The organism is Synechococcus sp. R55.2 (genome assembly GCF_047462075.1).
Classification (GTDB): Bacteria; Cyanobacteriota; Cyanobacteriia; order Thermostichales; family Thermostichaceae; genus Thermostichus.
In genome coordinates this window covers 1-12,638 of record NZ_JANSIH010000003.1, presented here as the reverse complement: position 1 = coordinate 12,638, position 12,638 = coordinate 1, and the positions used below count along the sequence as shown (strand labels likewise).

General features: G+C 59.4%; 8 protein-coding genes. 4 read left to right on the top strand and 4 right to left on the bottom strand.

What is annotated here, in order from left to right:
- Nucleotides 1-527 precede the first annotated feature (527 nt).
- Complete coding sequence (locus NW838_RS00115; protein WP_414357804.1) at nucleotides 528-929, top strand: SaoD/DsrE family protein; 402 nt, start codon at nucleotides 528-530, stop codon at nucleotides 927-929.
- Between the two features lie 13 nt (nucleotides 930-942).
- On the opposite strand, the gene clpB is transcribed toward NW838_RS00115, so the two are convergent.
- From clpB to phoU, 3 genes are all read right to left on the bottom strand, one after another.
- Nucleotides 943-3,585 (bottom strand): ATP-dependent chaperone ClpB, encoded by a 2,643-nt coding sequence (gene clpB, locus NW838_RS00110; protein ID WP_414331635.1) that lies wholly within the window; start codon nucleotides 3,583-3,585, stop codon nucleotides 943-945.
- 199 nt (nucleotides 3,586-3,784) lie between these two features.
- Nucleotides 3,785-6,070: a ribonuclease R family protein gene (locus tag NW838_RS00105; protein WP_414357803.1), complete on the bottom strand. Its 2,286-nt coding sequence runs from the start codon at nucleotides 6,068-6,070 to the stop codon at nucleotides 3,785-3,787.
- A 67-nt stretch (nucleotides 6,071-6,137) separates the two neighbouring features.
- On the bottom strand, nucleotides 6,138-6,779 hold the full coding sequence (phoU, locus tag NW838_RS00100) for a phosphate signaling complex protein PhoU (RefSeq protein ID WP_414357802.1): 642 nt from the start codon (nucleotides 6,777-6,779) through the stop codon (nucleotides 6,138-6,140).
- 208 nt (nucleotides 6,780-6,987) lie between these two features.
- Here phoU and NW838_RS00095 point away from each other — a divergent pair, with 208 nt between their 5' ends.
- The 3 genes from NW838_RS00095 to NW838_RS00085 all read left to right on the top strand — a co-directional run bounded on the left by NW838_RS00095 (nucleotide 6,988) and on the right by NW838_RS00085 (nucleotide 10,561).
- Nucleotides 6,988-8,310 carry a four-carbon acid sugar kinase family protein gene (locus tag NW838_RS00095; protein ID WP_414427255.1) on the top strand — a complete coding sequence of 441 codons (1,323 nt, stop codon included), beginning with the start codon at nucleotides 6,988-6,990 and terminating at the stop codon, nucleotides 8,308-8,310.
- A gap of 35 nt (nucleotides 8,311-8,345) precedes the next feature.
- Complete coding sequence (locus NW838_RS00090; RefSeq protein WP_414427254.1) at nucleotides 8,346-9,872, top strand: NAD(P)/FAD-dependent oxidoreductase; 1,527 nt, start codon at nucleotides 8,346-8,348, stop codon at nucleotides 9,870-9,872.
- Between the two features lie 299 nt (nucleotides 9,873-10,171).
- Nucleotides 10,172-10,561: a hypothetical protein gene (locus NW838_RS00085; protein ID WP_414427253.1), complete on the top strand. Its 390-nt coding sequence runs from the start codon at nucleotides 10,172-10,174 to the stop codon at nucleotides 10,559-10,561.
- Between the two features lie 62 nt (nucleotides 10,562-10,623).
- Here NW838_RS00085 and treZ read toward each other — a convergent pair whose 3' ends face one another.
- A complete protein-coding gene (gene treZ, locus NW838_RS00080; protein WP_414357797.1) occupies nucleotides 10,624-12,486 on the bottom strand; it encodes a malto-oligosyltrehalose trehalohydrolase in 1,863 nt (620 codons plus the stop codon).
- Nucleotides 12,487-12,638: the final 152 nt, after the last annotated feature.

Here is a 12,638-nt window from a genome sequence, read left to right as displayed (position 1 = left end):
CTCTATCTCGTCAGTGCTCTCTTTTGGCTCAAATGAAAGATCAACACAACCTAGTGGTTCAATAGAGCAACTCCGAGAGCAGCCTTGGCAATTAGAAACCCCAAATCCTGACAACCCGCCAGAAAACCCCTCCCGCATCTCAAGTGAGAAATGCCACTGAATAATTGGCCGTGTCCTCAGTAAACCCACAATCTGTAGTCATTTCAGGTTAGGGTGAGACGCCTGGGCTATTGAGAAAAGCCTTCTGGCCCGCCGCATTATTGCTCCGCAACGCTGACGCGACAACGCGACCAACGTTTTAGGTGTGGGTGCAGCGTCCTGGTTTGAATCGAAATAATCGTAACTTCCCTCTCCTGCGAAGGGAGAGGAGCTGGACAGCACAAAGGCATCAGGAACAGTCTCAAGCAGGTTCGCAATGAACCTCCACCTCGGCCTGCTGGGTTCCGGCAACCCCCGTCAGGGAATTCGTGTTACTTTGAAAATGATAATCATTAATAATCAAAATTGAGAACAGCAAGGAGGGCCTCATGAAAGTTGCCTACGTGTTCACCCATCCCCGCTGCGGCACCTACAAATTGGGCCAGATGATCCTGCCTCAGCTAGAAGCAGGGGTGCATGGAGCGGAGGTGGTGGGCATGTTCTTTTTCGACGACAACTGCTTTGTTTTGCGGCAGGGGGATCCCATTGGCGAGCGCTTGGCCAAGGTTGCCCAAGAGCAAAACATCCTGCTGATGATGTGCGACATGTGTGCCCTGGAGCGCAACTTAGCCGAAGGGGAACCCCGCTGGTGTGATGCCCAAGGACGCGGGCGCAAGGAACCGGCCCAGTGCATTCCCAAAAATGTAGTGCAAGGGGTGCAAGTGGGCTGCTTCCCTGACCTCTACGAGGCGTTGAAGAACAACCCACCTGACCAGGTGATCACTCTGTGAAGGATCCCTCACTTTAGCTGACGGCCACAGCAGCAGGTGGCTCCTGGCTGGGCTGAGAGCCGATCTTGCGGAAGATCAACCGCTCGTTGGCTACATCCACCAAAATGCGGTCGCCGGGTAGGAACTCGTTCTCCAGCAGCTTGGTGGCGATGGGGTTTTCGATCTCCCGCTGGATCACCCGCTTCAGCGGACGGGCCCCGAACACTGGGTCGTAGCCCACCTCTGCCAGGTAGTCCTTGGCTTCTTCGGTGAGCAGGATCTCGATTTGCTGATCTGCCAGCAGCTTTTCCACCCGCTGCATTTGCAGGCCGACAATCTGGCGAATTTGCTCTTTGGTGAGGGCGTGGAAGATGATCAGCTCGTCCACCCGGTTGAGGAACTCCGGTCGGAAGTGGTGCCGCAGCATGGCCAGCACCTGAGTTTTCATCTCCTCGTAGCGGCTTTCATCGGCCCCAATTTCCAGGATGAGGTCGCTGCCGATGTTGCTGGTCATGATGATGATGGTGTTTTTGAAGTCCACTGTCCGCCCTTGGGAGTCGGTGATGCGGCCATCGTCCAGCACCTGCAGCAGGATGTTGAAGACATCCGGGTGGGCTTTTTCCACCTCGTCAAACAGCACCACCGAGTAGGGGCGTCGCCGCACCGCCTCGGAGAGCTGCCCGCCTTCTTCGTAGCCCACGTAGCCTGGAGGAGCTCCGATTAGACGAGAGACCGAGTGCTTCTCCATGTACTCGGACATGTCGATGCGCACCATCGCCTCGGAAGTGTCGAAGAGGAACTCCGCCAAAGCACGGGCCAGCTCGGTTTTCCCCACGCCAGTGGGCCCCATGAACAGGAAAGAGCCGATGGGGCGATTGGGATCCTTCATGCCGGCCCGGGCGCGCCGAATGGCTGCCGCTACGGCGGCTACCGCCTCGTCTTGGCCCACCACCCGCTGGTGCAAATGGGCTTCCAGGCGCAGCAGCTTCTGCTTTTCCGACTCCATCAGGCTGGTGACTGGGATCCCGGTCCAGCGGGAGACGATCTCAGCGATATCTTCAGGAGTCACTTGCTCCCGCAGCAGCGGCTCGCCGTTGGTCTGCAGCTTGGCCAGGTGAGCCTCCTGCTCTTGGATTTGCCGCTCCAATTCCATCAGCTTGCCGTACTTGAGCTCGGCAGCGCGGTTGAGGTCATATTTTTGTTCAGCCTGCTCAATTTGAAGCTTAACGGCGTCCCGCTCAGCTTTAAGGCTTTGCAGGCGCTCAATAGCCTCTTTTTCAAATTGCCAGCGAGCATTCAACTCCCGTTGTCGCTCCGTCAGGTTGGCCAGCTCCTGCTCAATTTTGCTGAGGCGATCTCTAGAGGCAGCATCATCTTCTTTTTTCAGGGAGAGCTCCTCCATCTGCAGTTGCATGATCCGCCGGTCAATTTCATCCAATTCGACGGGCTTGGAGGTGATTTCCATTTTCAGCTTGGCCGCCGCCTCGTCCACCAGGTCGATGGCTTTGTCGGGCAGGAAGCGCTCGGAGATGTAGCGGTTGGAGAGCACCGCTGCCGCCACCAAGGCGGAGTCGCTGATTTTCACCCCATGGTGCAGCTCGTAGCGCTCTTTGAGGCCGCGCAGGATGGAGATGGTATCTTCCACCGAAGGCTGATCCACGTACACCGGCTGAAAGCGGCGTTCTAGGGCCGCATCTTTTTCGATGTGCTTGCGGTATTCATCCAGGGTGGTGGCGCCGATACAGCGCAACTCGCCCCGCGCCAGCATGGGTTTGAGCAAGTTGCCGGCATCCATGGCCCCTTCGCCGGCCCCGGCGCCGACAACGGTGTGCAACTCGTCGATGAAGAGGATGATCTGGCCTTCGGATTCAGTGACCTCTTTGAGCACAGCTTTGAGGCGGTCTTCAAATTCCCCGCGGTACTTGGCCCCGGCAATGAGAGCGCCCATGTCCAGAGCAATGACTCGCCGGTTTTTCAGAGACTCCGGCACATCTCCCCGGTTGATGCGCTGGGCTAGGCCCTCCACAATGGCTGTTTTCCCCACGCCGGGTTCGCCGATGAGGACGGGGTTGTTTTTGGTGCGGCGGGAGAGCACCTGAATGACGCGGCGGATCTCGTCATCTCGCCCGATCACCGGGTCCAGCTTCCCTTCGCGGGCCGCCTGGGTGAGATCGCGGCCATAGCGCTCCAGGGCTTCGTAGCGGGATTCGGGGTTTTTGTCGGTGACCCGCTGTTTGCCTCGCACCTCTTTGATGACCGGTTTGAGGCGCTCTACCGTCAGGCCCAGGGGTGCCAAGACCCGCTTGCCCACCCGCTCATCTTGCAGGGATCCCAAAAACAAGTGCTCCACCGAGATGAAATCATCGCCGTACTCTTTGCGAAACTCCTCGGCCCGATCCAGGGTGGTTTCCAGGCCGCGACCCAAGTAGAGCTGATCCACCCGCGCCAACTTGGGCTGCTGGTTGATGAAGCTTTCCACTTTATCCCGCACCAGCCTCGGATCGATACCTGCCCGTTGCAGGAGGGTTTGGGTGAGCCCCCCTTCTTGATCCAGAAGGGAGATCAGCAAATGCTCGGTTTCCAACTGTTGCTGCTGGTGCCGCCGGGCCACATCTTGGGACTGGACAATGGCGCTCCAAGCTTTTTCGGTAAATTGGTTGGGATTGGTGGGCTGCATAGGAGTTCGGCAGAGCTTTGCTACTCAGTATAGGAAGGCAATACAGACACAGGGAGCACCCTGGACTCTTTCGGGGCAGTAGAGCTGGGTGCCGGAAGCTCCGGTAGGATCTTCCTGATCTAGGTATCGCCTATTTTGCCAGAGCCAGAGTTCGCAACAACCGTCCTCTCCAGCTGCGATCCATGGAGGGATCCCCGCCTTATTCTTCTTCTTCGTAGGGACGGCCTTCCCCGATTACCGCCAGGTCAATTTGTTGGCGGTAGTAATCCACGTTCTTAATCTGCACCTCCACCCGATCCCCCAGGCGAAACTGGCGCCGACTCTTGCGTCCCACCAGCGCCTGCTGACGGCTGCGGTACTCGTACCAATCGTTTTTCAGGGTGCTGACCCGCACCAAGCCTTCCGCCAAGATGGGATCCACCTGGACAAAAAAGCCGTAGTTCTGGACACCGATGATTAGGCCGGGGAACACCTCTCCCAGGTGCTTTTGCATGAACTCAGAGCGCTTCAGGCCCATCAGCTCCCGCTCCGCCTGCTGACGGATCCGGTACCCCTCCTGAATTTTGGGCAGTTGCGCCTGGAGAAACGCCTGCCATTCCTCCTGCACCTTTGGCGGCAACACTTGCCAGTCGATTTGGCCGTAGCCGCTGGGGCCGTGCAGATCCACCACAGTTTTGGAGCGAGGGCTGCGGCGATCGCGTCCTTTGCTCAGGGCCAGGTGCAGAGCACGCAAATTGAGCAAGTCGGCATAGCGGCGCAAGGGGGCCGTAAAGGTGGCGTAGGGTTCTTTGAGGCCCAACCCAAAATGGCCGAGTTGCTCTTCCAGAGGCTGGAGACGATACTCGACCGGGGGCAAGGTGGCCAGCATCTGCGCCACCAAGGCCGGGCTCGCGCCAGAGGCCAACACATCGGGAGCGGTGATGCGGGCACAAATCCGCTGCCAGTCCGCCAGAGTTACGACAGCGGGATCTTGCAAATTCAGATCCAGCTTCATGGCATTGGCCAGGCGCAAAAAGCTCTGCAGGGCCTCGGCGGCAGGGGCAGGCTGCACGCGGGCCAAAGAAGGGATCCCCAACTGGCGCAAATGGTGGCCCAGGATTTGGTTGGCCAGCAGGAGAATTTCCGTCATCAGGGCATGGGCGCCGAGGCGATCGCTGATCAAGAGGGGGCCGTAGCCGCTTTCATCGGCAGAGTGGGGAGTGAGCAAATCCAACAGGGGCAGGTCAAATCCCCCCGCCTGGTGACGTTTGGCCCGTAGGATCTGGCTGAGGCGCAGCAGGTTTTGCAGCAGGGCCATCAACTCCGGCACTTCTTCGTCGGGGCCCAAGTCGGCGGTGGTGGCCAAAAGAGCCTGCACCTGACCATAGGACAGGTGAGCCCGCGATTGCACCAGGCTGGGGTAAATCTCGAAGTTTTGTACCACCCCTTCTGGGTCGAGGGTCACTAGCAGTGAATAGGCCAAGCGCTCCTGCTGTGGCAACAGAGCCAGGCGGTTGTGCACCTCCGGCGGAAAGAGAGGCAGCACCATCGTATCGAGGTAGACGGTGGCCGTCCGCTGCTGAGCCTCTTGCTCCAAGGGGTGGTCGGGATCCAGCCAATGGGCCACGTCAGCAATGTGGATCCCCAGCAGCCAGTGGTCATTCTCTTGCCGCTGCAAGGAAACAGCCACGTTGGGTTCCAAGCCGTGGGGATGCTGCAGATCCAAAGGCTCCAAAGTGATGCAAAACCAATCGCGCAGATCGCGGCGGCCCTTTTGGTCAGAGCGGCTGAGCTTTTTGGGCAGAGCTGCTGCTGCCTCCAACACTGGAGCGGGAAACTCCTGCGGTAGGTCGTACTTGCAACAGACCAAATCTGCATCGATGGAGGCCTCTGGGCCGTCGCCCAAAATTTTGCGAATGGTTCCGGTTGGGGGCAGATCCCCCAGCGGGTAGCGATTCACCTCCACATAGGCCACCCGACCTTCCGCCAGCTCGACAGGGGATCCCTCCGTCAGGGCCAGCTCGAACAGCAGCCGGTCGTCCAAGGGCACCACCCGAAAACCCTGTTCCGTCTGTTTGAGGCGACCCACCAGGGCAGAATTGGCCCGCTCCACAACGGCCACCACCTCTCCCTCAGGGCTGCGGCGACGGTTGCCATCTTTGGTGACCCGCGCCAACACCTGATCCCCATTCCAGGCGCCGCTGAGGTTGCTGCCGTGGATGTACACATCCTCCACCCCCGGCTCGTCCCGAATGGCGAAGCAAAAGCCTTTGCTGGAACAGCGCAAACGCCCCACCACCAAAGATTCGTCCGGCTTGCGCCGATAACGGGGTGGATCCCCTAGTCGTTCCAGAAACCCGGCCCGCACCAGGCCATCGAGGGCAATCTCCAGCATTTCCGGCGCTTCTGGATCGGCGGACTGCAAGAGAGCAAGAAGAGTATCTTTGTCGGTCAATTGCTCGGGAGGCTGAGAGAGAAAATGCTGAAAAATTCGAGAGAAGTCCATTTTGGGTATTGGCAAAAGAGGAGAGAAGAAGAGGGGTTAAGACATCGCAAGACCCAACCCGTTGGCGTTAGTCACGCTGGCCGGTGACGATAAAAGCTACCCGCTGACCGATGTTGGTGCTGTGGTCGGCCAGACGCTCCAGGTAACGGATCGCCAGCAACATCAATAGAATAGGCTCGACCGATCCGCGAATGTCAGACTGCTGCGCCAACGTATTGTAAAGGTTAGTGTAATCTTCATCAACGGCGTCGTCTTCCCGCTTCAGTTGTCGGCCCAGGTCAGCATCCAATTCCGTCAGGGCCACCAGGCTGTGGCTGAGCATTTTCTGGCAACGCTGCATCATCACCTGAATACGACCCAGCTCCGGGGGCGGCGGGTACATGACCAAGCGCAGGGCCACTTCGGCCAAATCTTTGGCGTAGTCGCCAATCCGCTCCAGATCGCGTACCAGTTGCATCAGGGTACTGATCCAGCGCAGATCCCGCGCCACCGGGGAGCGCAAGGCAATCAAATTAATACAGTCTTTCTCGATTTGACGATAAAAACGGTCAATTTGCTTGTCTTGGGCGATCACCTGTTCGGCGGCGGCCAAGTTCTGTTCAAACAGGGCCTGCTGGGCCAAGACCACCGACTTTTCCACCAGCGCCCCCATGCGCAGCACGTCCTGCTGTACCCGTTTGATGTGAAGTTGCAGCTCGGCTTGCCCCATGGCTTTCTCCCATGAATGTGGGCAGGGGGGAAATGTCTGCAGTCGTTTTGGATTCAACAGAGCCAGTTGATCTCAATCATGGCAAACTTCGCCTGGAATAAGGGCAGAGAAGACGGCCAACTTAGGCGAAGATGAGAACAGCGGTTGCCCTCTGAGGGGGATTCGTCCTCTGGAGTTCTCGGGTTGCTTTGTCGATTGAGACGGTCTCATGGCTCTTCCCCCCATCATTGTGTTGGACGATGATCCCACCGGATCCCAAACCGTTCACAGTTGCCTGCTCCTCACCCGCTGGGATCCGGAGACCTTGAAGCTGGGGTTGCAGGATAGCTCGCCAATTCGCTTTATCCTCACCAACACCCGATCCCTGCCGCCGGCCAAGGCCGAAGAGGTGACGCGGTCGGTCTGCCGGGCCCTCAAGCAGGCCATGGGGGAGCTGGGGTGGGAGCGGGCCCTTTTTGTTAGCCGCTCCGACTCGACGCTGCGGGGGCACTACCCCTTGGAAACCGATGTGATGGCAGCGGAGCTGGGGCCCTTCGATGCTCATTTTCTGGTGCCGGCCTTTTTTGAGGGAGGGCGCATCACCCGCAACAGTGTCCACTACCTACGGGTGGGGGAGCGCTGGGTGCCGGTGCATGAGACGGAGTTTGCTCGGGATGCGGTGTTTGGCTACCACCACAGCTATTTGCCGGACTATGTGCAGGAGAAAACCCAGGGGCGGATCCGGGCTGAGCAGGTGGAGCGATTGACCCTAGAGCAGATTCGCTCTGGCTGTTTGCCGCGGCTGCTGGCCTTGCAGGGGAATATCTGCTGTGTAGTGGATGGAGAAACTCAAGCGGATCTGGATCGGTTTGCCCAAGATGTTTTGGCGGCAGCCTCTCAAGGCAAACGCTTTTTGTTTCGCAGTGCCGCCAGCCTCCTGACGGCTCTGGCCCAGTTGCCGCCACAACCCGTTCCCCCGGAACAGATGGGGCAGTTTGTTCGCTCCTCTCAACCGGGGGTGGTGATCGTGGGATCCCATGTGCAAAAGTCCAGCCAGCAGTTGGCCCGCCTTCTGCAGGAGCCTGAAACCCAAGGCATCGAGGTGGAGGTGAGGCGACTATTGGATCCCGACGCGGAGCTGCTGCCTGGGATCCTGGCCCAAGTTCACAGCGCCTACGAGAAGGGTCTGACGCCGGTGGTCTACACCAGCCGGGAGGAACTGACTTTTGAAAAGGGCTCCGTGGAAAGGCGCCTGGCTTTTGGACAGAAGGTTTCGCGGTTGTTGATGGGCGTGGTGCAGGGGTTGCCGCCGGGAATTGGCTACCTCATCAGCAAGGGTGGCATCACCTCCAACGACACCCTCAGCACTGGCCTCGACTTGCCGGCAGTGCGTTTGCTGGGGCAAATTTACCCAGGGATCTCGATGGTGATCACCCCGTCCGATCATCCCCGCTTTCCCAACCTGCCGGTGGTGTTGTTTCCGGGCAATGTCGGCGAGGCGGATACGCTGCTTTTGCTCCACCGTCGCCTCAAAAGTCGGGGCTTGATTTAGGGTGAAGAGGATGGTCTTGTGGGTTCCTCCTGCCGATGGCTGAAGTTGTCCCCCCGCCGGAAGCCTTGCCCGCCTCGGATGCCTGGTGGGGATCCCTGCGGCAGAGGCGGAGGGAGTTACCGCCGACAGTCGTGCAGCAGGCTTCCCAGAGCTTGGGCAGCTGGGAGGTGGATGTTGTCATTGCCGGTGGCACCCTGGGGATCTTCTTGGCAGCGGCTTTGGCCAAGCGGGGCTGGCGGGTGATCCTGCTGGAGCGCGGGATCCTGCGGGGGCGGGAGCAGGAGTGGAACACCTCACACCAGGAGCTGCAGGTGTTGTTAGAGCTGGAGCTGCTTACCCCGCCCGAGTGGGAGGCAGTCCAGGTTACCCACTACCCGAGGGGGCGGATTGGCTTTGGGGAGGGCCCCCACTGGTGGGTGGAGGGAGTGCTGAATGTGGGCGTGGATCCAGTCAGCCTCCTGGAGTTCCTCAAGCAGCATTTCCTGGCCTGGGGGGGCCAAGTGTGGGAGCAGACTGCCTTTCAAAGTGCCACCGTTCACCCCGATGGGATCTGCCTCCAGACCACCAAGGGACAGATCCGTGCTCAACTGCTGGTGGATGCCATGGGGCACCGCTCGCCCATCGCGGCCCAGGCTCGCCAAGGGCAGCCGCCAGATAGCGTCTGTCTGGTGGTGGGATCCTGTGCCCAGGGGCTGCCCGACCAACCCACGGGAGATCTCTTCTACAGCTTTACCCCAGCCCAGAACGGCTACCAGCCCTTTTGGGAAGCTTTCCCTGCCCGCGATGGGCGCACCACCTATCTTTTTACCTACTGCGACCGGGATCCCCGGCGGCCTAGTCTAGAGCAGCTCTGGCGGGATTACTGCCGGCTGCTGCCAGCCTACCAGGGGGTGGAGCTGGCCCAGATCCGCTGGGTGCGCAAGCTATGTGGCGTTTTCCCCGCCTACCGCCGCAGCCCGCTGCAACTGCCCTGGGATCGCCTATTGGCGGTGGGGGATAGCAGTGGCAGCCAGTCGCCTCTAAGCTTTGGCGGCTTTGGCGCCATGTTGCGCCACCTGGATCGCCTACAGCAGGGGATCCACGAGGCCCTGGCGCAACGGCAGTTGAACCAGGCAGCCCTGGCCCTGCTGCAACCCTACCAGCCCAACTTGGCCGTGACCTGGCTATTTCAGAAGGCCATGATTCCCCCTCTGCAGAACAAAAGTTGGGATCCCAATAGCATTAACCGCCTGTTGAGCAGGGTGTTTGCGGCCATGGTTGCCGCTGGCCCCCAGGTGGTGCAGCCCTTTTTGCTGGATGTGGTGCAGTTTGGCGGCTTGGCCCAGGCCCTGTGGGGGGTGACGCGTCGGGATCCCAGCTTGGTAGCCAGACTTTTGCCTCGGTTGGGGTTGCCGGAGTTGGTGGAATGGGCGGGCCACTTTGGCGCGCTTGGCCTCTTCGAGCTGCTGCAAAGGCTAACGGATCGCCCGGAGCTGGAAACCGACCCCCAAGACTACTTCTGGAAGCGGCGCCGCGAGGCTTGGCGCTACGGCTGCGGTCAAGATTACAAGTTATTTCCATAGTGATTCTGTAGATATTCTATCTGAAAATAGGGGCTTTGAACGAGCTTGAGACGTTCCCCTGACAATCTGCACCGCCGAGGCCCTAACTCGCAGTTTTTATCTCATTAGGAAGAGGAAAGTTGAGAGCCAAGGAGCGGTTGCACTACTGTAATTCAACATAGCTGCAATCAAGACACTCAAGAGATATCGAAACATTGTCAATGTGATCAAGCTCACCATTACGTTTCACGACGTTTGATATCCATAGTGGAAGAGTTGGGAATTCTTTATCCATCCACTCGTCAGTGTAGGAGTTAGCCATGGTTATTCTCGACTACAGCGATGCAGACAGTGGCTTCTGGGCTTCGACTCCTCAGGGTTTGGTGGAGGTGATCAAGTTTCAGAATCACTTCTACGCCCTTCGGCAAGTGAACAAACGCGCCCAAGACGCGATATCTGCCAGTCGCGCCGACATTGAAAGGCGATTTCTTAGCATTGTGGTGCAGTTTGAGAATCACGCGGAAGTGTGGGCTCAACTGTCGCCGGGCGTACCCGTGCAGTCCCAACCAGAGGCTGCTCCTACGGGCAACCCTGCCAAGCCCAAGCTGACCTATCGCGGCCAACCGGTGAGCAAACCTTCCCGAAATCCCAGCCTCGCCCGCAGGCCCTTGCCTGACTCCCTCTATTTCCGCGGCGCGAAGATCGGCTAGACCGTTTCCGTTTGCCAGGTCTGGAGCGGTCGAGATTTCCCTTCTGGCCGCAGCCATCTGCGTTAGCGGTGCAAAGCACCATAGAGGCCCACCCCATAGCCCAGTACCTCAACCGGATCCCCTTGGCTTTCTGCCGGCAGTTGGGATCCCTTTCCCAACCACTGGGCCTCGTGGCTATCCAAAAGCTTCTCCCAGGTGCCGCCGGGCCAATGGGCATAGGTGACCGCCTGATTGGGGCTGAAGTTGAAAAGGGCAAGCAAAGACTGGGATCCGTGGCGGCGGTGCAGGGCAAGGCCAGCGCCCGAAAACAGCTCCACTTCCACTCCATCCCGCTCCAAGTGCTGGAGAGCCGGTTGGGTTTTGCGCAGCCGGATCAGGGTCTGGTACCACTTCCAGAGAACCTGGTGGTGACCGGCCTTTTTCAACTCCCAATTCAGCTTGGAGCGCAAGAAAGTCTCTTCAGCTTGGGGATCCGGCGGCTCTCCCTGCCAGGCAAAGGCGCTGAACTCGCGGCGGCGTCCCTGTCGTACCGCTTCCACCAAATCGGGATCCCCGTGGCTGACAAAATACAGAAATGGCGCCACTTCCCCATACTCTTCCCCCATAAATAGCAGCGGCAGCATGGGAGCTAGCAGCAGGGCAGCGGCAGCCAATTTGAGGCCCTCGAAAGAGGTGAGCTGGCTGAGGCGCTCTCCCAACATGCGGTTGCCGATTTGATCGTGGTTTTGGATGCAGACCACAAACTGGGATCCTGGCCGTCCGGCGGCGGAGTTGCCGTAACGCCTGGCGCGGTAGCGGGAGTATTGGCCGGAAAAGACGTAGCTTTCCCGGTAGGACTTGGCCAGTTGCTCCAATTGGCCAAAATCCTGGTAGTAGCCCACTGTTTCGCCGGTGAGCAGGGTGTGAACCGAGTGGTGAAAGTCGTCGCACCACTGGGCATCTAGCCCGTAGCCCCCTTGCTCTCGGGGGGTGATGAGGCGGACATCGTTGAGGTCGCTTTCGGCAATGAGAACCCTGGGCCGGCCAGTGCGAGCTTCTAGGGCATCCACCCGCTCCGCCAGCTCCTGCAAAAAGGGCCGGGCGCCGAAGTCGTAGATGGCATGCACCGCGTCCAGCCGCAGCCCATCGAGATGAAACTCCTCCAGCCAGTACTCGGCGTTTTGTAGGAAAAACTCTCGCACGCCGTCAGAATAGCGGTCGTCGAAGTTGAGGGCATCCCCCCAAGGGGTGTGGTACTTGTCGGTGAAGTAGGGGCCAAAATCCCGCAGGTAGTTCCCCTCCGGCCCCAGGTGGTTGTAGACCACGTCCAAGATGACGGCCAAGCCCAGTTGGTGGCAGGCGTTCACCAGGGCTTTCAGATCTTCAGCTCCCCCATAGGCGGTCTGCACCGCGTAGGGATAAACACCGTCGTAGCCCCAGTTGCGTCCCCCCGGGCATTGGGCCACCGGCATCAGCTCCAGCACATTCACCCCCAACTCTACCAATTCCGGCAGGCGAGTGATCAGGGCGGCAAAGGTGCCCTCAGGGGTAAAGGTGCCCACATGCAGCTCGTAGAGGATCCACTGGGGCAGCGGGATCCCCTTCCACCCCTGATCCTGCCAGTCGAAGCGGGGATCCACCACCCGCGAGGGGCCATGAACGCCATGCGGTTGACAGCGGGAGGCCGGGTCTGGTCGCTCCACTACCCCTGCTGAGGTGTGCAGGCGGTAGAGATAGTCCACCGGCCCAGGCGGGATCCCGTCCACCTCCCCCTGCCAATAGCCCTGCTCATCCCGCACTAGAGTAAAGCAACGTTGGACAGGGCTGAGCAGCTTCAGCTCCACCTGCTCAACCAAGGGCGCCCACACCGAGAAGTGATAGCAGCCTGAGCCCAGGGGATAGGCGCCCATCCGCCCGGCCTGGAAGAAAGGAGAAGCCTGCAACACAGAATCTATCCCGCAACTCGGCTTCCACTATAGCGAGCATGCCTGGCAAAAGCCGGAGAGTGGGTTTTTGGCTTCTCCTCTGCCATAGTGGAATGGGTCTGATACATTTACGCTGAACACTGCTGAACATCACTGTTCAACTATGCAGCGAT

Bases quoted from the DNA above. Each gene is read 5' to 3' on its own strand.
- NW838_RS00085 (WP_414427253.1), top strand. From the start codon at position 10,172: ATGGTTATTCTCGACTACAGCGATGCAGACAGTGGCTTCTGGGCTTCG.
- phoU (WP_414357802.1), bottom strand. From the start codon at position 6,779: ATGGGGCAAGCCGAGCTGCAACTTCACATCAAACGGGTACAGCAGGAC.
- clpB (WP_414331635.1), bottom strand. From the start codon at position 3,585: ATGCAGCCCACCAATCCCAACCAATTTACCGAAAAAGCTTGGAGCGCC.
- NW838_RS00090 (WP_414427254.1), top strand. From the start codon at position 8,346: ATGGCTGAAGTTGTCCCCCCGCCGGAAGCCTTGCCCGCCTCGGATGCC.
- NW838_RS00105 (WP_414357803.1), bottom strand. From the start codon at position 6,070: ATGGACTTCTCTCGAATTTTTCAGCATTTTCTCTCTCAGCCTCCCGAG.
- NW838_RS00095 (WP_414427255.1), top strand. From the start codon at position 6,988: ATGGCTCTTCCCCCCATCATTGTGTTGGACGATGATCCCACCGGATCC.
- NW838_RS00115 (WP_414357804.1), top strand. From the start codon at position 528: ATGAAAGTTGCCTACGTGTTCACCCATCCCCGCTGCGGCACCTACAAA.